This is a genomic window from Nonomuraea sp. NPDC050451 (assembly GCF_044458585.1).
Genome location: NZ_JBITHZ010000001.1, coordinates 187,157 through 208,630 on the forward strand (window position 1 = coordinate 187,157; position 21,474 = coordinate 208,630).

The 21,474-nt window shown below is 67.4% G+C and carries 16 protein-coding genes and 2 pseudogenes; 8 read left to right on the plus strand and 10 right to left on the minus strand.

Annotated features, from left to right (window positions below; genetic code table 11):
* Positions 1-89: 89 nt before the first annotated feature.
* From ACIBI9_RS00745 to ACIBI9_RS00755, 3 genes are all read right to left on the minus strand, one after another.
* Positions 90-1,274, minus strand: coding sequence for a DUF2786 domain-containing protein (locus tag ACIBI9_RS00745; protein ID WP_397219816.1), 1,185 nt, complete (start codon positions 1,272-1,274; stop codon positions 90-92).
* Positions 1,275-1,861: 587 nt separating this feature from the next.
* Positions 1,862-2,623: a hypothetical protein gene (locus ACIBI9_RS00750; RefSeq protein WP_397219817.1), complete on the minus strand. Its 762-nt coding sequence runs from the start codon at positions 2,621-2,623 to the stop codon at positions 1,862-1,864.
* Positions 2,624-3,825: 1,202 nt separating this feature from the next.
* Complete coding sequence (locus ACIBI9_RS00755) at positions 3,826-4,752, minus strand: tyrosine-type recombinase/integrase (RefSeq protein WP_397219818.1); 927 nt, start codon at positions 4,750-4,752, stop codon at positions 3,826-3,828.
* 294 nt (positions 4,753-5,046) lie between these two features.
* Between ACIBI9_RS00755 and ACIBI9_RS00760 the strand changes: the two genes are divergently transcribed.
* From ACIBI9_RS00760 to ACIBI9_RS00775, 4 genes are all read left to right on the plus strand, one after another.
* Positions 5,047-5,580, plus strand: coding sequence for a DUF5994 family protein (locus tag ACIBI9_RS00760; RefSeq protein ID WP_397219819.1), 534 nt, complete (start codon positions 5,047-5,049; stop codon positions 5,578-5,580).
* Positions 5,581-5,697: 117 nt separating this feature from the next.
* Entirely contained in the window at positions 5,698-6,021 is a 324-nt protein-coding gene (locus ACIBI9_RS00765; protein WP_397219820.1) for an STAS domain-containing protein, read from the plus strand.
* A gap of 1,730 nt (positions 6,022-7,751) precedes the next feature.
* Positions 7,752-8,132, plus strand: a complete 381-nt coding sequence (locus ACIBI9_RS00770) for a hypothetical protein (RefSeq protein ID WP_397219821.1) — start codon at positions 7,752-7,754, stop codon at positions 8,130-8,132.
* The gene (locus tag ACIBI9_RS00775; RefSeq protein WP_397219822.1) at positions 8,092-8,769 is read left to right on the plus strand and encodes a site-specific integrase; all 678 of its coding nucleotides are present in this window, start codon (positions 8,092-8,094) and stop codon (positions 8,767-8,769) included. The genes ACIBI9_RS00770 and ACIBI9_RS00775 overlap by 41 nt, the downstream gene beginning before the upstream one ends.
* 224 nt (positions 8,770-8,993) lie before the next feature.
* On the opposite strand, the pseudogene ACIBI9_RS00780 reads toward ACIBI9_RS00775, so the two are convergent.
* Together ACIBI9_RS00780 and ACIBI9_RS00785 are read right to left on the minus strand one after the other, a co-directional pair.
* Positions 8,994-9,337: pseudogene (locus ACIBI9_RS00780) on the minus strand (ATPase P); the annotation flags it as partial.
* Complete coding sequence (locus ACIBI9_RS00785) at positions 9,271-9,702, minus strand: STAS domain-containing protein (RefSeq protein WP_397219823.1); 432 nt, start codon at positions 9,700-9,702, stop codon at positions 9,271-9,273. The gene ACIBI9_RS00785 and the pseudogene ACIBI9_RS00780, both read right to left, overlap by 67 nt.
* Before the next feature lie 546 nt (positions 9,703-10,248).
* Here ACIBI9_RS00785 and ACIBI9_RS00790 point away from each other — a divergent pair.
* Together ACIBI9_RS00790 and ACIBI9_RS00795 are read left to right on the plus strand one after the other, a co-directional pair.
* A complete protein-coding gene (locus tag ACIBI9_RS00790) occupies positions 10,249-10,641 on the plus strand; it encodes a MerR family transcriptional regulator (RefSeq protein WP_397219824.1) in 393 nt (130 codons plus the stop codon).
* Between the two features lie 58 nt (positions 10,642-10,699).
* Complete coding sequence (locus ACIBI9_RS00795; RefSeq protein ID WP_397219825.1) at positions 10,700-11,179, plus strand: Chromate resistance protein ChrB; 480 nt, start codon at positions 10,700-10,702, stop codon at positions 11,177-11,179.
* 263 nt (positions 11,180-11,442) lie between these two features.
* Here the strand turns inward: ACIBI9_RS00795 and ACIBI9_RS00800 are convergent, their stop codons facing one another.
* Positions 11,443-11,748, minus strand: a complete 306-nt coding sequence (locus tag ACIBI9_RS00800; RefSeq protein WP_397219826.1) for a hypothetical protein — start codon at positions 11,746-11,748, stop codon at positions 11,443-11,445.
* 233 nt (positions 11,749-11,981) lie between these two features.
* Between ACIBI9_RS00800 and ACIBI9_RS00805 the strand changes: the two genes are divergently transcribed.
* On the plus strand, positions 11,982-12,815 hold the full coding sequence (locus tag ACIBI9_RS00805; RefSeq protein ID WP_397219827.1) for a hypothetical protein: 834 nt from the start codon (positions 11,982-11,984) through the stop codon (positions 12,813-12,815).
* Positions 12,812-13,081: an integrase core domain-containing protein gene (locus ACIBI9_RS00810; RefSeq protein WP_397219828.1), complete on the plus strand. Its 270-nt coding sequence runs from the start codon at positions 12,812-12,814 to the stop codon at positions 13,079-13,081. Before ACIBI9_RS00805 ends, ACIBI9_RS00810 begins: the two co-directional genes overlap by 4 nt.
* A 62-nt stretch (positions 13,082-13,143) precedes the next feature.
* On the opposite strand, the pseudogene ACIBI9_RS00815 reads toward ACIBI9_RS00810, so the two are convergent.
* From ACIBI9_RS00815 to ACIBI9_RS00830, 4 genes and pseudogenes are all read right to left on the minus strand, one after another.
* A pseudogene (locus ACIBI9_RS00815) lies at positions 13,144-13,380 on the minus strand (PKD domain-containing protein); the annotation flags it as partial.
* Between the two features lie 127 nt (positions 13,381-13,507).
* A complete protein-coding gene (locus ACIBI9_RS00820) occupies positions 13,508-15,430 on the minus strand; it encodes a family 20 glycosylhydrolase (RefSeq protein ID WP_397219829.1) in 1,923 nt (640 codons plus the stop codon).
* A complete protein-coding gene (locus tag ACIBI9_RS00825; protein ID WP_397219830.1) occupies positions 15,427-17,577 on the minus strand; it encodes an alpha-L-fucosidase in 2,151 nt (716 codons plus the stop codon). Before ACIBI9_RS00825 ends, ACIBI9_RS00820 begins: the two co-directional genes overlap by 4 nt.
* A 212-nt stretch (positions 17,578-17,789) precedes the next feature.
* On the minus strand, positions 17,790-21,320 hold the full coding sequence (locus ACIBI9_RS00830) for a ThuA domain-containing protein (RefSeq protein WP_397219831.1): 3,531 nt from the start codon (positions 21,318-21,320) through the stop codon (positions 17,790-17,792).
* Positions 21,321-21,474 lie beyond the last annotated feature (154 nt).

The following is a 21,474-nucleotide window of genomic DNA, read 5'->3' on the forward strand; positions in this document are numbered from 1 at the left end:
CGTCGAGCCTTCGACCGGTGCGTGCGACGGGAGCACAAGAGAGCGCATCACTTCCATGCCTGTGTGGATGGATATTCGCACCCGGAGCGCTATCGATCTCGCGCCCTGAGGCTGGCCTGATCGGCGGCGGTACGGCCCGCCGCCCAGCCCTCCCGGTCCCAGGACGTGCGGACCGCATGCGAGACCAGGTTCGGGAACATGCGCTCGACCGCCTGCTCCACCTCCTGCTCGCGGGCCGCCAGCACCGGCACCAGGTCGGTGCCCCGGCTGGCGCTCTCCTGCGAGACCGCGGCCGCCGTGGCCTCGGCGAGCCGCTCCCCGATCCTGGAAGCGAACGCCGACAGGAACGACTGGCGGAATGTCTTGTTCCTCGATCGGCCGGTGCCGTGCTTCCTGGTGCCCGAGTTCACCAGCGCGGTCTGCGCCTGCACCAGCAGCGAGGTGAACAGCATCTCCACCCAGGACAGGTCCGCCGAGAACCCCAGCACGGTGGCGAACCCCAGCTCCTTCGACCAGATCACCCGGCACCTGTTGGCCTCGGCGATGAGAACGAGCAGCACGGCCTTGGGCTGCTCGTACGGCGCGTCGATGCCGACCCGGATGCCCGCCGGGGCCTCACCCCCGCCTGGTTGCGCGTCCAGCATCGCCGCGTCGATGCTGTACTTCGCCATCAGGCTCTGCGCCGCCGACATGAACGTCTCCGCCTCCGCCTCGTACGCCGTCGACTCCGCCTTGGCAAGCAGCGCCCGCACCCGCGCGAGCGTCTTCTCGCTGACCGCGTGCGAGCGTGCCTGGACCGTACTGCGAGCAGCCCCGGGCGGCGGGCTCAACGACTCCAGCCGGGGCAGCCCGGTCAGCAACTCCAGCAGTTCCAGCACACCGGAGACGGTCACCAGACGGCCGGCCCCGTCGCGCGCCTGCCGCGCCGCCAGGTAGCCGCCCTTCCACCACACCGCGGCCTCCAAGCCGGCGAGTTGGTCGCGCCAGCGCTCATCCACCGTGGCCGGCTCATAGGCCCGCATCTCCCAGGCGATGAGGTCGGTCGCCGCCCGCCCGTGCCAGTCGGTCAGCCGCCTGGCCGCGATCCTGACCACGTCGGCGGGCTGCCAGCCGTTCCGCCACAACCCCGAGATCGCACGGGTCGCGACCTCCACCAGCACGCGATCGGCGTCGTCCCGGTCGGCCAGGAAGGCGGCGGCGGAGTCGAAGGACGCCTGATCCTCGCGGGCGAGCGCCTCCATCGCCGCGCCGATCAGCTCATTGGCCTTACTCACACATGCCGTCCACCTTAATGAAAGTCCGCCAGAACTCTACCGTGACGGAGCCCCATCCCCTGCTCACCGGCGCGGAGGAAGGCGGCGAGGTCCTGACCGACCCCGTGGGGCTCAAGAACTCGAATCACTCTCAGCGCAGAGGCCTCGTCCGGTTGAGCGGGAGGGGGTGAAGGCGCCGAGCGACCAGCCCGGGTCGGCTGGGATCATGTTTCGTGATCTTGTCTACGGTGTACGCCGTCACTCGGCGGCTCATCGTCGGCAGGCGCGCCCATCGTAGGATTTCATTCGCCCATTCCGCCGAAACCAACCCGGATCAGATTCGTCGTACCACCAGGCTGGCCACCGGCTCCCGAGGGCTGGGAACCTCGCTCGGATGGCTACCGAATCAGTCCTGGCCCAAGGCGCCGGACAATTGGAGCTTCTGGGTAGCCGAGTAACGCGTCGACTGGCGAATCATGGATTCGAGCCTGTCATGAAGCGGCCACTGAGCAAGCGCACTCGTCTGCGCCCGCCGCCCGGTACTGAGTGGACGCCGATCCAGCCGTAACCTTACGGACTTTCATCCGAGGGTCGTTGATCTGGACCGCTCAGGGTGCGTTGGGCGGGGGTGTGCTGGTTGGCGTAGGTGGCGGTCGTTGCGCAGGAGGCGTGGCGGCGATGAGTTGCATGACGCCGGGGGCGACGCCGCCGTCGCGGAGCATGGTGATCATGGTGTCGGCGAAGAGCGTATGGGGTGATGTGTTTGGCCAGGCCACGTTCGTGGGCGAGCGTGAGGGCCGGTTGGAGGATGCGGTTGCGCTGGTTGTGGTGGTCGATGAGCTGCCGGTGCGGCTCTGGAATAGCGGCTGGTCGGCGTGGCTTCCTTCTGCGTGCCGGATTATCAGGGCTGTGAGGTCTGGGCTGATGGGGACGACCCGCTGTTTCTTGCCTTTGGGGTGGGGCTTGAGTCGCCATCGGCGGCGGCCGGTGTTCTCGTCGAGCAGGTAGGCGTAGGTCTGGACGATGTGGATCTGGCGGCCTGCGGGGTCGAGGTGGGTGACGTGGAGGCCGGCGATTTCGCCCCAGCGGAGGCCGGTGGCCATTTCGGTGATGATGAACAGGGCGGTGTCGGGGTCGATGTCGTGGACGGCTGTGAGGTAGAGGACGGCTCGTGAAGTTACCGGTGTGGTCGGCAGGCGGAAGCCGGTGCAGGGGGAAGAGGTGAGCAGCGGGGGTTCGCCGTCTTCGCCTTGATGGAGGGCTGCCTGGAAGACGGTTTGATCGCTCCCCGGTACACCTTCGCCACTGTGGCAGCCGACAGTGTTCCCGCGCCTGGCGGTGCAGGCCGGGGTGAGCCTGCTGTTTGCCACTGGCGGAGCACCTCGGGGGAGAGGCAGCCAGTCGTCTTCACGGCGATGTCGTTCGCTTGTGCCCATCGTCGTGCGGCTTGTTCGTCGGACAGGGGTGGGCGGGGTTGGTGCTGGTTGCCGGCGGAGGGTTTGGTGAGCATCCATTCCACCCATTCCCTCAGCACCCGGCGGGTGACCTGGTCGAGCGGCAGGTGACCGAAGCGGGGGGAAGACGTGGCGTTCGGCTTCGGCGAGGTAGGTGGCGCGTTGGGTGGGGGAGGCGCCAAGACAGGTGGCGTAGTTGTGGCGGGCGTACTGCTCGAAGCTCGGCATCTCAGGGTCGCATGTGGGATCGTAGTTCGGATCTTCGATGTCGTGACAGCCCTTGGGGTAGCCGTGGGGTCGGTTCTCGCCGCTGAGCGTGACCAGAGCGGCGAGTCATCGGCCACCTGGCGGTCGTAGCAGGTCTCGAAGTCTTCCTTGCTGTTCCTGCCGCCGCCGATTCGCCACTTGACCAGCCAGGACTTCGCGCCGTTCGTGGCCGTGCGTTCGATGATTCTCGCCACCCGTGCCCCCATTGACGTGCTGGTGGCATGGTGACGGACGGAGGGGATGGCGGGTGGCGGTCACGCGCGGAGATGATCAAACGTCGACTGCCGCATGGCGAGCTGCGGGAACATCGGGGAACATGATCTTGAGGTGATCATTCGCGACCCGCTGACATCGTCCAAAACAGGCTTTCGACCTGCGGTGATGTCGGTAGGGCGGGTGGGACTTGAACCCACGACCCACGGATTATGAGTAGGTTCCCTCGGTGTCATTCAGTGCCGCGGAGTGCTGTTTTCTAGCGCTGTGGCCGAAATTCTCCCCGCCGTCGTGTCGGGAAGTGATGATGGATGCCGCGTTGTATCGCGTACACGCGAGCAACCACCGAGCAACCATGCGTTCTTGGCGATCACCGTTATGCGCCATTTGCCCCCTATCTCAGCACGGCTGTGTAGGGTCAGGATTTCGTGGCGACGCCCCAGCCCACAGCAAAATTGAACGCGTACGAGCAGCCACCGAGCAGTCATCGGCCCGGGCGATGTTGTCTGCTCGCCAGGATGACTTGTAGTCGCTTCGCAAGCGATGCAGAGCCGGCTTGACATGCATGGATGGAGTTTTCGGCAGGCGCAGGTCTCGTGCAGGTGGAGCGCCAGGGAGAGCGTCGCTGAGCGGGCTGTCTAAGGGTCGGTGACGAGGGTGTCCAAGGCGGCGGCCTTGTCGGCTTCGGTGGGCAGGGCGTAGCGGCGGGTGGTGTCCAACGAGCCGTGGCCCAGCAGTTCGGCGACCAGGATGGGGTCCTTGCCGTCGCGGATGAGCTGGGTGGCGAAGGTGTGGCGCAGGACGTGTGGGCTGAAGGGCTCGGCGGGGTCGTCATTGAGGCCGACGGCGGCGCCGAAGCCGGTGATGATGTCGCGGGCAGCGCGGTCGCTCAGCCGGGCGCCGCGGTGGTTGAGGAACAGCGCGGCGTGGGTGTCGGCCCCCTTCCAATCGGCGCGAGTTGTCAGCCAGTCGGTCAGGGCCTGGCGCAGGTCCGTATGGACGGGCAGCAGGCGGATCTTGCCACCGTCGCGGCCTTTGCCACGGATGCGCAGTTCGCCCTTGCGGGCTGAGAGGCGCAGGTCGGCCAGGTCGAGGCCGACGACTTCGGAGATGCGCAGGCCGGCGTAGTAGGGCAGCAGGGCGATGGCCTTGTCGCGCGGGGATGCGGTTTGCTGGACGTGGCGGATGTAGCGGAGGGTGCGCCGGGTGTCCAGAGCGCGGGGGGTGGTGCGGCGGGTGTCGCGTTCGCGGTGGGCCTGGGGTTTGCCGAGGCCGCGGCGGGTGTAGAAGTCGTCGATGGCCGACAGGTAGGTGTCGATGGTGTTGGGGGCGCGGCGGCCGGTTTTGAGGTGGCGGCGGAAGTCGCGTACCGCGCCGGTGGCGGCGATGGGGTCGGTGAGCGGGTCGCCGTCCAGGGTGCCGGCGTCGGCCTGGTCGGTCAGCCAGGCCAGGTAACCGCGCAGCCGGGAGGCGTACTTGGTCCTGGTGGAGTCGGCCAGTGGGGCGTGCTCGAGTGCGGCGGTGTAGTCGGCCAGGATGGCGGCGTGGGGGGCGGAGAGCGGCACGGCCCGCGTCCGGCTTGCGTTTCCGGAAGCCACTCCGGCCGGCTGCGGGATCTCTGAGGATGTGTTTCCGGAAGCCACCCGCTCAGTCTACTTCCGGAATTACCGAATTCCGGAAGTACGAGGTAGAGTGAAGACACCGAGGTCTTTTCGAGCGTTGGCAGCCAGGTCGGCGTCGCCCCCGGCGAACCACCACCGGCCCCTTTCGAAGGGGCCCGGACAGGTCAGACGACCATGACGCCGACACTTCTTTCTCAACCGGCACCGCTCAGCTCTGTCTCATCGACGATCCCTCGGGTGGATTCCGCGCTACGGCTCAGCCTCCACCCGGTGCTGGACCGGCGAGCCCTGGTGGACGGGGCCTGGTGGCCTTACTCCCGTGACGCGGCCGCCGAGTTGCCCGGTCTCATCGCCGCCGTCGACCAGCGGCTGGGGCGGATCACGCTGATGGTCGGAGTGTCCCGGGACGCGTGGCAGGACATCCCGAGTCGGATCCCGGCACGCGGGCGGCAGGTCCGCATCGGCTGGTTCCGCCACGCCGACCCTCACGTGGTCGTTCTGTTCTTCGCCGCCGCGAAGCCGGTCGCCCTGCTGGTCATCCCGCCGGATACGGCCGACGGCCCCGCTGAGGCCACGCTCAAGCTCACCGCCCACGACACCGCCGGCTTGACTGCCGATGACATCCTCATCCACGCGCGCTTGCCGCCCGAGCCCGCCACGCTTGTGTGCGCGATTGCCGCCGGCAGCTTGGCCTGCTGGGAGAACGAGGGCGGGTCGGTCACCGACCAGGAGGCGCCCTCCTCCATCGCACGGCCGTCAGGGCCGGCGTGACCCGGTCGCCTGCGGCCGGATCGAACGGTTCAAACACTGCCCGCTCTGGCGGCAGACCGGCTTTCCGGCCGGCAGGCATCTCAGCCCGCTTCAGCTTCTCCAATGAGGAGGCATTCCATGACCGTCATCGACACCGCCCCGCTCGGCGTGGCTGACCCATCGAGGCCGACCACCGTCCATCTGTCCGGCGACATCGACATCTTCACCAGCGCAGCGCTTCGCCGGCAACTCATGGACACGCTGCACTACAGCACAAGCCTGCTCATCCTCGACCTGTCCGGGGTCACGTTCTGCGACGCCGGTGGCCTGGGCGTCCTGGTCGGCATCCAGCACCGCGCCCGGCCGATGGGCATCACCGTGGCCCTGACCGCGCCCCGACCGTTCATGTCCCGGCTGCTGCACATCACTGGCCTGGACCGCGGTCTGCCGATGGTGGCGTGATCGGATGCCCACGCAGGCTCCTCAGGCTCCGCCCCCGGCATACGAGGGGCGATCTCCGTTCCCGCACGCCCGGCAGCGCCTCAGCGCCGATGGTGGGCAAGTGGCACTGAGGACCCGTGTCCACACATCGGGGTAAGCCTCCGCCCTATATCCGCGACAGCTTCTGGCGCGGTCGGACCTTCACCAGTCTGGAGGAGATGCGCGAGCAGGCCGCGCGCTGGTGCCTTGAGGTCGCCGGGACTCGAGCCTGCCGGCCGCTGGCCGATGCCGCGCCGTTGGTGGTGTTCAACGCGATCGAGGCCGTCCGGCTGACGCAGGTGCCGTTCGTGCTGTCGCGCTGGTCGCCATTCCTTCCTGCCCGTCCCCGGGCCGACCGGTTCAGTTCCCTTCCCCGGCTGTCGTCGCATGCGGTGACCGGGGGACGCTTGTCCTGGTCGTGGAGCCGGTCGTTTCAGGCCGTGTGCCGCCTTGGGGGTTGCGATGTCTGGTCGTCTCCGGGCGTCTGGGCCACCGCCACCGCCCAGCTGCTGCCCCGGCTGCTGGCCGGCCGCACGAGCGGGCCGATCTTCTTGGCCGACCGGCGCCCAGGCCTGCGCGCGTACGCGCAGCCGCCGACATCTGTCCCGCCATCGGCCGCAGCCGCCTGTCCTACCCCTGCCGAGTTCCTGTTCAAGACCGCCTTCGCCGAGTTCGACTCGCACGGCCGCAGGCTGCACCCTGCACCACCTGCGCCACAGCGCGCTGACCCACCTGGCCGCCGCCGGCTGCACCGCACCGAAACTGCAGGCCAAGTCCCGCCACCAGCACCTGGCCAGCCTCGGCCGCTACGTCCGCGCGGGTAGCCCTCGCGCCGCTCGGCGGCCACCGGCAGCATGGCGACCGCGTCGGCCAGCAGCGGTCCTTCCGCGCGCTGTGCCGCAGCCTGGAGCGCGTGCCGGGCAGGACACGCGGCCGCGACCGCCAGGTCAGGGATGGCGGCCATCAGGGTCATGCCGGCCAGGGGGCCGCACCGGTGAGGGCGATGCTGATCAGGGAGTGGCGTCGTGGGGGGCATGCTGGTCCTCTCGCAGACGACTACAAAGAGCGAACGCCAACATCACGCAGGTAGCCAGGCGGTGCACCGCCTCATCAACGCCGAGGCGCCAAGGCCGGGATCGCAGCGCTCACCCGCAACAGCCAGCTGCCCCTGGCATAGAGACGTTCAGGAGTGGGCTGCGCGGATCTCCGTCACGGTGAACTCGTCGACGATGTGCCGGTTCTGCACCAGGAACCCCACCACTCCCGCCACAGCCTCCACGCCCAGGGCGGCTCTCACACGTGCGCTCAGAAGGTAGACGAGAGGCGTCGACGGCTGAGTGAGAGTGAGGCCGCGGTCGTGGCGGTGCACGTCCTGCAGCGCCCTGATGGGGATCGGCCGCTCGGTGGTGAACCACGCCGCGACCTCCCACAGTGGCTGTGCCGGATCGACGTCAGCACAGGCGTGATAGCAGGCGACGCAGCCGTGCCCGGCATGCTGACCATGCGGGCAGGTCCACTGGGCGACGTCGGCCTGGCTCTGGGCATGGGCCCGCAGGACGGCCGCTTCGGTGACGCGGCGGCGCGCCGGCCTTGACCGGTCTTCCCACGGAGAGACAGAGTCGCTGCTGATGTTCGGATCCCTTCGCGGCTACATCCCAGTATGTCGGAGCCTAGTCTCGTTACCCGGTCGGTACCCGAGCGGTGGGAGTCGCATGCGATCCACGAGCTCTTCGCTGGCGTCCGGCGATTCCGGAGACGGCATCATATCTTCACCGCGCGCGGACCGGTTGCTGGACTTCAACCCGGCCGCCGTCATTGAACTGGCTCCCGCCGTACGCCCCAAGCCCGTCATCTGGACCGATGAGAAGGTTACCCAGTGGCGCAAGGACCACGCCAAGCACGCCGACCGGCTCAAGCGAGCTCGCGAAGGGAAGCGGGTCGACCCGATTGCCTCCTACGTCGGCGCTCCGCGACCATCGCCGGTGATGGTGTGGACCCCCGAACAGACGTCGGCGTTTCTCGCTTACGCTCGCCGGGGATCGGCTGTTCGCGTTGTATCGGCTGATCGCGGTACGCGGCCTGCGGCGTGGTGAGGGGGTCGGGGTGCGGTGGCCGGACGTCATCTTCGAGAAGGCACGGATCGGTGTGCATTGGCAGATCACCCAGCTTGGCTGGGATCCGATCCAGGGCACCCCGAAGACCGATGCCGGTGACCGTGAGATCGCGGTGGATGCGGAGACGATGGCCATCCTGAAAGAGCACAGGAAACGTCAGGCCCGGGAACGGCTGGCGGTCGGCGGAGACTGGGCCGAGTCCGGATTCGTGTTCACCGATGAGCTGGGCCGGCCGCTGCACCCACAGCATGTGACCGACCGCTTCTACTGGCTGTGCTATGAAGCCGGTCTGCCGCCGATCCGGCTGCATGACCTGCGCCACGGAGCGGCCACCGCCATGCTCGCGGTCGGGGTGGACATCAAGATTGTGCAGGAAACGCTCGGGCACACCTCGTCGGCGTTCACCCGCGACACCTACACCAGCGTCTACCCCGAAGCCGCCGCCGCGGCAGCAGAAGCGACCGCCGCACTGCTCGCCGCGCAGGCGCCGTCGTCGGCCTCGCCGGGACGCCACACTGCTCGGCCCGTAACAGACCATAAGCCGAGGGCGAACGACACGTCTGGAAAAGTTGGCGGCTCGGTGATCCACCTGCCACCAGCAAGGCGGCCACAGTGACGTCCGGGAGGAGCACGTTGACCTTCCGGAAGTAGACGTGGCCGGGGAGACAGGTCGGCCGTGGTTCGTTCGGCCGACCTGCTTCCGTGATCTTCCGCACCTGGCCTCCTCATAGGGAGGGGCCCTGCGGGGAAGGGAGGGATGATGCGGCCTCAGGGATGTGGTGCACATTTCCTGAAGAGAATCGGAGCGGAGTACTTCTGGGGGACGCTGCCTGCTCCGGCTCACTCCCGGCCCTCGACGGTGACGGGTGGACCGGCTGGGATCCGCAGCGCGGGGTGCAGGACCGGCGGGGTGAAGCGGCGCGGCCGGTTGGCGTTGCCGACGACCGACAGCGAGGAGGCGGCCATCGCGGCGGCCGCGGTGATGGGGAGAGCCGCAGTCCTAGGAATGGGTACAGAACGCCAGCCGCGATGAGAATGCCGACCGCGTTGTAGACGAAGGCCAGGAACAGGTTCTGCCGGATGTTGCGCATGGTGGCCCGCGACAGCCGTACCGCGGTTACCACCCCGGACAGCGCGCCGGAGATGGGCGTGATGTCGGAGGCCTCGATGGCCACATCGGTACCGGCCCGGCCAGCACCAGCTCGCCGCCAAGCTGTCGCGCCCTACGGTGCGCGCTGATCAGCGCGCCCATGCCTTCGAAGCCGCAGGACGCCAGCTGGGTCAGATCCACCACCACCGCGGCGGGCCGCTCGGCCAGGACACGGACCACCTCACGTACGAGATCGGCGAGGGTCGCCGCGCCCAGCTCGCCCCGCAGAGCGATCACCGGGCAGACCGCGGAGTGCCACACCACCACGATCGCCAGCTCATCCCCCCGCCTCGGACACCGCCCCTGCTCGGGGGTCTGCTCGTGGATCTGTACTTGGCTGTGCTCGCCCATCGCGATCACCTCACTGCCTGGGCCTCTGCCCGTTCTGGCGTCGATCATGTCGGGGCGAGAACTGGTTCTTTCCCATCGCGGCCAGAAAATCTGTTGTCATCACGGTAGACATTCGCGCCTGTTGGGGATAATGTCTCTGACATCGCAAGGGACGGATCCACGAGGGCAGCGCAGCACGAGCACCATGACGAACTGCCCGGACGGACGTGGACTGCAGTAGGGAAACGAAGGAAGGGCAAGGAGGCAGAAGGTCGGACTGTCGCGGCCGGTGCAGAGCAAGAGGGCCGGGGCGGTGGACGCGCTGCCGTTGTAGGACGTCGACGCAGGCTGTCGACGTAGGAAACCGGAAAGGAGTGTTGAACGCCATCAGGATCGCCCGTTGCCGGCTGGATGTCATCGCCGCACGGGTACCGCAGCTCCACGATAAGGACGGTGGTCTACGGTCACGCTTACGCGATCCCCGCACCCCGCCTCAGCAGGCGGGCATCTGCGGAAGAAGTGAACCGGCCGGATGGCCGGTCGATGGTGTTAAACCTCATTCGGGCCCCGGCGCATCCAGGCGCCGGGGCCCCTGTTCGCATTCGGGAAGGTTGAATGGATCAAACAGACCAGGTGTCGCCCTCCAGGCGAAACCCGCACCACCGCACAGAAGACACGGCGGCTGACAAGCCGGCCGCCTCCTCAGGCAGTCCCGAGCAACGGCTTGATGACGAGGACTACCCGGCCTACAGCATGGGCCGGGCCGCTGAGATCCTGGGCGTCACTCCGGCGTTCCTGCGCAGTCTCGGCGCCGCCAAGCTGATCGAGCCGTTGCGCTCGGAGGGCGGCCACCGCCGCTTCTCCCGCTACCAGCTCCGCCTGGCCGCCCGCGCCCGCGAACTCGTCGATGCCGGCACTGCCCTGGAGGCGGCCTGCCGCATCATCATCCTGGAAGACCAACTCGCCGAGGCGCTGCGCATCAACGAAGAACTGCGTCAACGCGACTGACCGATGCATTCAGGCCCCGGCAGAGCCCGGGGGCGCCGGGACCCACCGCGCAGCAACGATGTCAGACAGCGCTGCGACCAAGGCCCCCGTGACCGAGGAGAACGGCTTCGCCGTCTCGATCGCCGTGCACGAGGGCTCCATCGTGGCGCGCGGCCGGCGACTGCCCAACGAGCCGACCCGGCTGCGGGCGGCGGTCTGGCGCAGACTGCGCAACCTCGGCGCCGTCTACCTGCAGAACTCCGCCGCCGCGCCGCGCACACCGCAGGGCGAGCGGGCTCTGCGGGCGCTGCGCAGCGAGATCGTCGAGTCGATGTCCGGCCAGGCGTTCCTGGTCAGCACAGGACGTGATCGCCGAGCAGGTCCCGCAGCGGCACCTCGTCGTCACGATGGGGGGATTTTTCCCGCCATGATGAGCGGCCGCGTGCAGCAGCGCCGATGCGTCATCGTGCTGGTCTTGCCCCCCGCGGCCAGCGCGGATCTTCCCCGTGTTGTGGACATGATCGTGTTCTCCCCCGAAATGGTGAATGATCTTTCTTGACTTCCGTCTACGTTTGTGATCATTTCCACACCTGGAGTGATACCCCCGCCCCGGCGAGCTGGCATGGAAATATCCGCGCAGTTTCACAGGTGAACTCAGCAGCGGAAACACCGTTCGTGATCCACTCAATGTGGGTTGTGGGCTCATGTGGGCTAACTCCCCTGTACTGCCTCCCTGGCGGATTGAGCTGACGGGCTTCCTTGGGCGCCGGGCGGGCGGCATCGGGGGTCCGGGCGAGCGGAGTTGTGGCGCGCTGACCGTGGTTATGCGGCGCCCGCCGGTGTGGTGGCCAGGACGTGGCAGATGCGTTTGGCGGCTGTGGCGGGGTCGGTGACGTCGTTGATGGGTTCGGGCCATGACCACCAAAACAGCCATTGGTCGTCCATCGGTGCGGCGGAGATGATCTCCGACAGGGTGGGGGCTTGAGGGTTGATCACCCGTAGACACGGTAGCCGTTCGTCCGGGGTGAGCAGGCGGGCGTGCAGGCCGAGATCATGCAGTAGTTCCCGCAGGTTGGTGAGGTGGGCGGCCGCTTGCGCGGCTATGGCGGGGGCAACAGGCTCGGGCATGGCTGGCTCCAAAGGATGGACAGGTGGCGAGGAGAGGGATGGCCTGCTGTTCACGGGGCAGGCGGGTGCGGCGGCTGGGGGTGTTCCAGCTGGGTCTGGTTGCGGCCGGCGGCTCGCCGGGCGTGGTAGGTCTGCGCCTGCCGATAATGTCATCCGGCCAGGTCATGGCCTTGCTGAGAACGGTCGGATGCGCGTGATCCTCAACCGTTCGGAGTGCGGCATGATGATCGTCCGTGCTCTTTCGCCTGGCCTATCTCGCTGTCACGAACGCCTTCGCCGCGCTGCGGTTGCTGCCAGTGAGCGATCGGGATAAGGACGTTGAGATCCTCGCCCTGCGTCATCAGATCACCGTTCTCGAACGGCAGCTCGGTGCCGACGCCAGGGTGAGATTCGCTCCCGAGGACCGTGCCTTTCTCGCCGCCCTGCTGACGTCGTTACCCCGCGAGGTCTTGCGCCGGCTGCGGCTTCTCGTCCGGCCGGATACCGTCCTGCGCTGGCACCGCGATCTGATGACACGGCGTCATGCCAGCACGTGTTGGCCGAAGCGGCCGGGGCGCCCGCCCACGGTCCGCTCCATTCGCACGCTCATCCTGCGCCTGGTCCGGGAGAACCCGTCCTGGGGATATCGTCGGGTGCATGGTGAGTTGGCCGCGCTCGGCATCGCGGTCGCGTCCTCCACGGTCTGGGAGATTATCCAGCAGGAAGGGCTTGACCCGGCCCCCGACCGGGCCTCCACCTCGTGGGCCGACTTCCGGCGCTCCCAAGCTGATGCGTTGCTGGCTTGCGACTTCATCGAGACCGTCACCCTCAGCGGGCAGCGCCAGTACATCCTGGCCGTCATCGAGCACGCCAGCAGGCGCGTCCGCGTGCTGGGTACCACCGCCCATCCGACCGCAAGCTGGGTCGTCCAGGTGGTGAAGAATCTCGTGATGGATCTGGAAGAGGTCGGTTGCCGGGCCCGCTACCTGATCCGGGACCGTGACGGGAATTTCCCGGCCTCCTGGACGAGATCCTGGCCGAGGCCGGTATCCGGACCGTGCTCACCGGGATCCGGGTGCCGCGGATGAACGCGGTCATGGAGCGTTGGGTGCAGTCGTGCCGCCGTGAGCTGCTCGACCGCTGCCTGGTGTGGAACGAACGCCACCTACGGCACGCCCTGCGTGAGTACGAACAGTTCTACAACGGGCACCGTGCTCATCAAGCCCTGGGTCAAGCGGCTCCACTACGCGCCGTCCCGGACCCGATCACGGATCCGAAGCGAATCGTCGACCTGAACATACGTCGGCGGGACCGGCTCGGCGGGGTCCTCCACGAGTACTCACATGCCGCTTGATCTGCATGGATGTAATTTTTGGCAGGCGCAGTGTTCCCGGCGGTGATCTTCGTGCTGGCCGCCGCCGTGTCGCCTCGGACGTCTTTCACCGTCAGCCGGGCCTCGAACAGCCCCTTCGTGGTGTAGGTGAAGGTCGGGTCGGCCTCGGTCGAGTCCGTTGTCCCGTTGCCGTCGAAGTCCCACGCGTAGGCGATGTTGTCACCGCTCGAACCCGTGCTGGAGAACTGGACCCAGAGATACCGTCCCGGATCTTGACCTGTGCCAGCGTGTGCACGCGGCCGGTCGTGAAGGTCTCCCAGCTACCCGTGTTCGCGGGTGAGCCGGCCGGGCCGTGGTAGCGATCACGGCCCGGCCGGCTCCATGCGTCACCTGGCGACGAAGGGGTCGAGGCTTGATGCGGATGCTGGTGGAGCGGCCGGTCTTCGGCTATGGCAGGGCCCATTGCTGGTTGGGTGTGCCGTGGCAGGTGTTGATCACCAGTTTGGGGAATTTCGTGGTGCCCGCGGCGTTGACGTCCAGGCACTTGCCGAGGGCGGTGAGTTTCTGGGCGGTGGAGTCGTAGGTCCATTTCTGGGCGGCGGTGCCGTTGCAGGCGTACAGCTGCACGGCTGTTCCGTCGGCCGGATTGGCGTTTTCGACGTCCATGCATTTGCCGAGGGAGCGGATCTCTCCGTTGGCTGGGTTGTAGGCCCATGACTGGTTGGCGCCGCCGTTGCAGGTGTAGAGGATCAGGTCGGTGCCGTCCTCGCTGTTGAAGGCGGGGACGTCGACGCATTTGGCCGATCCGGCTCCCACGATCGGCCCAGCGGGAGCGGTGCCCCACGGGACTTGGGTGGAGCGGTAGTAGGTGGTCTTGCGGAGGTCCCAGCGGGGTCCCTGGGCGCCGAGGCGGGCGCTGAAGCTCAGCCAGTTGTGGGTCGAGGCAGGTGACCAGCCGATCTCGGCGATGGCGGCCAGCCGTGGATTGGTCATGAATTCGGCGTCTTCGATGTCGGCGATGGTCTCGGTCCACAGGGGGGCTTCGACTCCACGGATGCTGGATTCGCTGACGCCGCTGATGACGGTGGCGGGGTCCCAGCCGTAGGCCTTCTGCACGTCGACGTAGCCGGCCCAGTCCAGGCCGAGCGGGGTGCTCGGGTTGTACTTCATGTCCAGGTAGGCGTTTCCGGGGGGTGAGAACACCAGCTTTCCGCCCTGCGCCACGACGCTGTTGGCGTGGGTCGCGGAGCCCCAGTACTGGCCGGTGGTGTCGGTGGGGAGGGTGGCCTGGCCGATCTCCTGCCAGCCGACCATCTTCTTGCCGTGAGCCGCGACGGTCTCGCCGACGCGTTTGACGAACTCTTTGTAGCCGGACTCGTCGGTGCTGTGCGCTTCGTCCCCGCCGATGTGGAGGTAAGGGCCGGGCGTCATCGCCGCGAGTTCGCGGATGACGTCGTCGACGAACCTGTACGTGATCTCCTTCGAGATGCAGAGCGAGCTGTACCCGACCGCGGTGTCGGTGCGAAGCGGCGGCGCCTTGCCGTCGCAGTTGAGCTCGGCGTAGGAGGCGAGTGCCGCGTTGGTGTGCCCGGGCATGTCGATCTCGGGGACGACGGTGATGAACCGGTCGGCCGCGTAGCGGATGATCTCCGCGTAGTCCCGCTTGGTGTAGTGGCCGCCGGGTCCGCCGCCGACCTCGGTGCTGCCACCGTAGGTGGCGAGCCGGGGCCAGCTGTCGATCTGGATGCGCCAGCCCTGGTCGTCGGCGAGATGCAGGTGCAGGACGTTCACCTTGTACAGCGCGGCCTGGTCGATGAAGCGCTTGACCTCGTCCACGGTGAAGAAGTGGCGGGCCACGTCGAGCATGACGCCTCGCCAGGCGAACCGCGGCTGGTCGGTGATCGAGACACCGTTGATCGTCCAGGGGCCCGGCTGGACGGTGGGGCTTTCCACCTTCGGTGGAAGGAATTGCCGGAACGTCTGCACGCCCCGCATCAGCCCTTCCTGGGTGCGTGCGGTGATGGTCACCCCATTTGCGGTGACCTCGATCTGGTAGGCCTCCTGTGCCATGGTCGCGGCCCCGGACAGGGAGAGTTTGATGCCGGTACCGGACGTCATGATCGGGAACGGATAGCCGGTGGAACGCCGCAGGATGCCCGCCAGGTACTCGGCCACAAAGCCCGACCCGACGATCGCCGTGCTCTGCGACAAGGTGAAGGACGTCCCGGCGGTGACGTTGACCGACGCCGGGACGGGAACGATCTGAGGCGGGTCGCCGGGTGCCGCCACCGCGGTCTCGGCACTCGACAGCGGGAGTAACGTCGCCGCGGCCGCGATCACGGCCAGGCGCCGTAACTGGGTTGGTTTCATCTCGTATCTCCAACGTAGGTGTCAATGCGGTCGACGAGCATGTACTGGCCGGAGCGTTTGACGGCTTTGAGGGTGTGCCGGCCGTGGGGCAGGCCGCGGCGGGAGTAGAGGAGCTGCTGGGACAGCCGGGTGGGGTTGGTCGTGTCGACGGTGGCTTGGAGAACGCCGTCCAGGTAGAAGTCGACCAAGCCTTGGTCGACGTACTTCTCGGATCGGAAGTCGATGCCGGTGCCGGTGAAGGTGTAGGAGAACGCGTCACCGTTGGTCGTGGTGTAGTGGACGTCCTTGTTGTAGTCGTCGGCGTAGCTGCGGTTGGTGCTGGTGTGCCAGGCGCCGGTGTAGGTCGTGCCGGGGGCGTCGTCGTTGAGGGTGGTCGGCGGCCCTGAGGGATAGAGCTGGGTGGCGGGGACGATCTGCTGGGGTGTGTCGGGGCTGGACCAGAACAGCTTGGCGGCCGACGCGCCGCCGTTCTGGGTGACCTCCATGGTGATGGGGTACCGCTTGCCGGCCGTGAGAGTGATGGTGCCTTTGTCGATCTTCGCGGCGTGCGGCGTCGTCTTGCTGATCACGAGCTGGTCGCCGATCCAGAGGCGGATGGTGTCGTCGGACAGGGCGGCGAAGGTATAAGGCTGGCTGTAGCGGGGTTCGATCGACCCGGTCCAGCGGGCGGAGAAGTTCGTGGTGGGGATGGCTGGTGCGGGGGAGCCTTCGTACTTCCAGTCGGCGTTGACGGTGGGGTCGACGCGGGTGACCGCAGGGGTTCCGGTGAAGGTGTTGTTGGCCCAGAACTGTGCGGTCAGTCCGGTGCCTGTGCCGACGGGATGGGCGGGTGCCGGCGTGATGTCCAGTTCGATCACCGCGGCGATCGGATCCGGAGCCGCGCCGGTCGGCCGCAGGTCGTAGCCGTCCCCGGAGGCGGTCACCGACACCGCGGCGCCGGTGGCCGGCACGCGGGCGCCGGTCACCGTGAACGGGGACTTGGCGGTCAGATGCAGGGCTGCGCCGGAGGTGGGCCAGGTGTAGACGGAGGCGTAGAGCTTGTTGCCGTTGCGGCTGACCACGCCCCAGGAGGGTTTGGCGACCAGGCCGGTATAGGAGGCGCCGTAGACGGCCGGTCCGTTCGCGCGGAGCCAGTCACCCATCCCCTTGAGTCTGTCGAGCTGTGGCTGAGGGATGACTCCCTTGTCGTCGGGCCCGACGTTGAGGAGGTAGTTTCCGCTGCTCGCGGAGATGTCCACCAGATTGCGGGTGAGAGTGGTGGTGGACTTGTAGTTGGTGTCGTACGCGGCGTACCCCCAGTGGTCGTTGATGGTCATGCAGGACTCCCACAGCTGGCCGTCGGTCGGGGTCGCGGGAATCTCCTGTTCCGGGGTGCCGTAGTCGCCGTCCGAGATGCCCCGTTTGGCCACTCGGTTGTTGACGATGGTCGTGGGGGAGAGGGTCCGGACGTACTCCTCCAGACGCGCGCCCTCCTGCGCGGTCCACGGGTCCTCCCACTCGCCGTCGAACCACAGGACGGCGATGTCCCCGTAGTTCGTCAGCAGCTCTTTGAGCTGCGCCTTCATCCGTGCCACGTAGGCGGCGTAGTTGGTGGAGCCCGGTTGGGCGTCGGGATCGTGCCAGTCCCAGATGGAGTAGTAGAAGCCGAGCTTCACGCCCTGGGCACGGGCGGCGGTGGCGAGTTCGGCGAGGATGTCCCGCTTGAACGGCGTGCGGTCGTGGATGTTCCAGTCATTCTCCTTGGTGGGCCACATCGCGAAGCCGTCGTGGTGCTTGGTGGTGATGACGACGTACTTCTGCCCCGCCGTCTTCGCCGCGCTGATCAAGGCGTTGGCGTCGAAGCCCGACGGGTTGAACGTGGCGGCCTTCGCCTCGTACTCGGCCCACGGGATGGCGCAGTTGCGCCTGATCCATTCCGCGTCGCGGCAGAGCGTGCCGTCGGGGCGCCGGTACTCGCCCTGGTAGGCGCTGTAGAGGCCGAAGTGCATGAACATCCCGAAGTGCCCGTCCCGCCACCACTGCGTGCGTGCCGACGTGAACACGTCATCGGGCGTGTAGTTGTCACCGGGTTCCGCCCGGACGGGCCCACCGGTGAGCGCGAGGGTGGAGCAGAGGATCAGCGAGCTCAGCACGGCTCCGAGTCGCATGGCCTACCTCCCTGCAAGATTTGCTGTGCTCTCCTGCTTGGCGATGGAGTGGTACAACTGCGGCAGCGTGTCCCCGTCGACGGTGCGCGCCGCGCCCGCGTGCTCAGCGGTGTGGCTGAACGGCTTCGTACGGGTCGCCCAGTACCGACCGGCGTCCGACCGCCAGACACGCCAGCCTGCGACCGGTGGTCTGGCGGTCGGTGCCATCGAGATCAGCCCACCTTGGTGAGACGGAACTTCTGGTTGTCGGCGTTGGTGCAGTTCCATTGGATGACGGCGCCGCCGTCGGCCTGCGAGACGCCGCTGACGTCGAGGCAGAGGCCGCTCGCGGCGGCGGTCACCTTGTAGGTCCCGTCGCTCGTGACGGGGAAGAACCGCTGGTGGACGAGGTGGGCATGGCCGGACGGGTGGCAGGACCACTGGACCAGCTGGGTGCCGCCCGTGGTGGAGCCGTTGGGGACGTCCAGGCACTTGCCGCTCTTGACGTTCTTGAACTGGTAGCCGCCCGCGGCCACCGGGATGGCCTGCCATCTCTGCTCGGTGCCCGTGCCCGCGGTCATCTGCACGATCGGCGCGCCGTCGGCGGCGGAGGCGTCCTTGGGGGTGACGTTCTTGCCGCTGTGTTGTGCGGTGATGGTGTAGACACCGGCTGCGGGACCGCCCTGGGTCTCGCCCGCGAACTGGATGGCGTCCAGGTCGAAGCCGTTGTTCTGGCTGTTCTTGAAGACCGCGTAGATGGACTTGGTGCGGACGTCCGACTTCACCGGGACGGCGGCGGTCATCTGGTAGGTGTCCCATCCGCCGGTGTTGTGGACGGGTGCGGTGGCCAGCAGGGTTCCGGTGGGGGAGTCGGCGTGGAGTTCGATGTTGCCGCCGCCGGACGGGCTGGAGATGCGGAAGGCGGCGGAGGTGATGTTGTTGAGGTCCATCGGGGTGAAGGCGATCCAGTCGTTGTCGCTGATGTCGCCGATGCGCTTGCCGCTCTCGGCGCCCGCCTGGTCGATGACGCGGACCCCGGACATGGTGGTGAAGTACTCGGCCTGCTTGCGCTTGGGCTGCAGGACGGCCTTGGCGTATCCGGTCAGCGGGTTCTCGCCCTGGTCGGTGTAGTGGGCGTTGATGGCGTAGTAGAGGTTGGCGCCGGCGGGGTGGCCGCCCAGGTCACTGGTGGTGATGGTGCCTTCGCAGCCAGGCTTGTCCACCGTCTCGTGCTCGTGGTCGTCGTGGCCGAGCGCGGGGTTGACCAGGACCTTCGAGCAGTCGATGGTGCCGCCGTCAGGGTCGGTGACCTTGACCTTGTACGGAATGTCCTGGCCGAATTCGATGAGCGTGCCGTTCAGGGGAGTCTCGATGGTCACCACCGGCTTGGAGTTGCCCACGGTGATCTCGACGTTGGCGAAACCTTCCTTGCCTGTGGAGTCCTTCACACGTAGCTGGGCGGTGAAGCGTCCCTTGGTCTGGTACGTGTGCGACGCCTTGGCCGCGGTGGAGTCGACGGTGCCGTTGCCGTCGAAGTCCCAGGCGATGCCGACCGGGTCGCCGTCGGGATCGGAGCTGCCCGCGCTGTCGAACTCGACCGTCAGAGGTGCGGGTCCGTCCGTCTTCGACGCGGTCGCCTTGGCGATGGGGGCGCGGTCGCCGCCGGAGTAGTCGATCCGGTAGAGGCCGGAGTCGCTGTTGCCGCCGCCGAACTGGCTACCCCACTCCAGCAGGTACATCGACCCGTTGGGACCGAACGTCATGTCCATGGGCTTGGTGAACGAGCCGAGGAACGGGTCGATCTTGAGCACGTTGTCCTGGTCGTCCAGGTGGATGGTCTTCACGAAGTGCCGGGACCACTCGTAGAAGAAGTTCTTGCCGTCGAAGTAGGCGGGGAACTTCGTGGCGGAGGGGTTGGCGGCGTTGTACCGGTACACCGGTCCGGCCATCGGCGCGGCGCCGCCGCTCCCGAGTTCGGGGAAGGTCGGGGAGGTGCCGTAGCCGTACCACATGACTGGCTTCTGGATCGGCGGCAGCTCGGTCAGCCCGGTGTTGTTGGGCGAGTCGTTGACGGGCGCGGTGCAGTTGAACTTGGGGCCGATGACCTTGGTTTCGGGGTTGTAGGGGGCGTAGGGCTGGTTGTCGCCGTGGCAGAACGGCCAGCCGTAGTTGCCGGCCTTCTTGATGATGTTGTACTCGACCAGCCCTTCCGGCCCGCGGTCCGTCGTGGGCCCGCCGCGGTCGGGACCGTAGTCGGCCGCGTGCACGTATCCGGTCTTCTGGTCCACGGTGAAGCGGAAGGGGTTGCGGAATCCCATGGCATAGATCTCGGGCTTGGTCTTGGCCGTGCCAGGCGGGAAGAGGTTCCCGGCCGGGATGTCGTACGTACCGTCCGCCTTCGGTTTGATGCGCAGGATCTTGCCGCGCAGGTCGTTGGTGTTGCCCGCGGTGCGGGCGGCGTCGAGCATCTGCTGCCCGGGACGCCAGTCGAGGGGTGCGTACCCCTGCCAGTCGGGCGACAGGTTCGGCGGGACGTCGTCACCGGTCCCCAGGTAGAGCGTCCCGTCCGGCCCGAACTCGACCGCGCCGCCGGTGTGGCCGGGCTCCGGATAGGTGCGCTGCCGGTACGCGGGCACTTCGAGGATCTTCTTCTCCGTGGCCAGGTCGATCTTGTCGCCGCTGACCGTGAAGCGGGAGAGCCGGTTGACGTCGGTGCTGCTGCTCTCCGGCGACCAGTAGACGTAGATCCACCCGTTCTGGGCGAAGTCAGGGTCGAGCTCCATGCCGACCAGGCCGTCCTCGCCGCCGGTGTAGACGCTGAGCGTGGCGGCGGTGACCGTGGTGTGCGTGTCCGGCTTGAAGATCTTGATCTCGCCCTTGCGCTCCACGTAGAAGACCCGCCCATCGGGAGCGACGTCCAGCTCCATCGGGTCGGCGGTGTTGTCGTCCAGCGTGACCTTCTCGAAACTGCTGGTCACCGTGCCGCCGCAGTCGCCCTCCGCGGCGCCCGCGGCCCACTGGATGCCGCCGAGCACATGCTGGCGGAAGAGGGACTCGGCGTAGGCGGCGGTGTCGTGGCCCATGGCGGTGGCCCAGACCTTGCCGCCCTCGGCCTTGCGGCACCAGGAGATGGGATGGTCGGGTCCCATCTTGGAGGGCCCGGGGTCGTAGGTGGTCTCGTCGGCAGAGACCAGGACGTGCACGTTGCCGCGCGGGTTGGGCGAGAAGTTGTACCACTCCTCCGCGCGCTGCCAGCGCAACGGCAGGTCCTTGGTGGAGGGGTGGACGCGGTCGGTCACCTTGGCAGTGCCCTGCAGCACGCCCGGAGAGTGCGCGGGCATGTGCGCGCCACCGTTGACCAGGTCGTCCCACCAGGGGAACTCGCTCTCGATGCCCATGTCGAGGGTGTTGTGGATGCCGACGATGCCCTTGCCGGAACGGACGTATTTCTGTACGGCCTGCCGCTGGCTGTCGTTCTCCCAGACCATGCCGGAGTTCTGCAGCATGATCAGCACGTCGAACGTGGCGAGGTTGGCGTCGTTGAAGGCGCTGGAGTCGTCGGTCTGGACGACCTCGAAGTGGTTGGCGGCTCCGAGATCTTTGATCATCTGGATGCCTGCGGGGATGGAGCTGTGGACGTAGCCGACGGCCTTGGTGAACAGCAGCGCGCGGAAGACGTCGTGCTGGGCGGTGGCGGCGACGGCTGTACCCGAAAGTAATAACAGCAGGAATGGGGTGATCAGGGCAGCAAGAACTCGACGCATGGGGGGTCTCCGGGATCAGAGATGGGTGAGGGCTAGTCCGCCGGTGAAACCGGCCTCAACGCCCTAGCGCGGGGCGTCAGCCGATTTCCGGCCTGCATCCCTCATATTGCCGGATGCTAAGGCGGCTTATGTCGAGCGTCAAGCATAAGCTTGG

Bases quoted from the DNA above. Each gene is read 5' to 3' on its own strand.
- ACIBI9_RS00765 (WP_397219820.1), top strand. From the start codon at position 5,698: ATGACCGTCATCGACACCGCCCCGCTCGGCGTGGCTGACCCATCGAGG.
- ACIBI9_RS00770 (WP_397219821.1), top strand. From the start codon at position 7,752: ATGCGATCCACGAGCTCTTCGCTGGCGTCCGGCGATTCCGGAGACGGC.
- ACIBI9_RS00785 (WP_397219823.1), bottom strand. From the start codon at position 9,702: ATGATCGACGCCAGAACGGGCAGAGGCCCAGGCAGTGAGGTGATCGCG.
- ACIBI9_RS00790 (WP_397219824.1), top strand. From the start codon at position 10,249: ATGGATCAAACAGACCAGGTGTCGCCCTCCAGGCGAAACCCGCACCAC.
- ACIBI9_RS00795 (WP_397219825.1), top strand. From the start codon at position 10,700: ATGTCAGACAGCGCTGCGACCAAGGCCCCCGTGACCGAGGAGAACGGC.
- ACIBI9_RS00800 (WP_397219826.1), bottom strand. From the start codon at position 11,748: ATGCCCGAGCCTGTTGCCCCCGCCATAGCCGCGCAAGCGGCCGCCCAC.
- ACIBI9_RS00810 (WP_397219828.1), top strand. From the start codon at position 12,812: ATGAACGCGGTCATGGAGCGTTGGGTGCAGTCGTGCCGCCGTGAGCTG.
- ACIBI9_RS00820 (WP_397219829.1), bottom strand. From the start codon at position 15,430: ATGAAACCAACCCAGTTACGGCGCCTGGCCGTGATCGCGGCCGCGGCG.
- ACIBI9_RS00825 (WP_397219830.1), bottom strand. From the start codon at position 17,577: ATGCGACTCGGAGCCGTGCTGAGCTCGCTGATCCTCTGCTCCACCCTC.
- ACIBI9_RS00830 (WP_397219831.1), bottom strand. From the start codon at position 21,320: ATGCGTCGAGTTCTTGCTGCCCTGATCACCCCATTCCTGCTGTTATTA.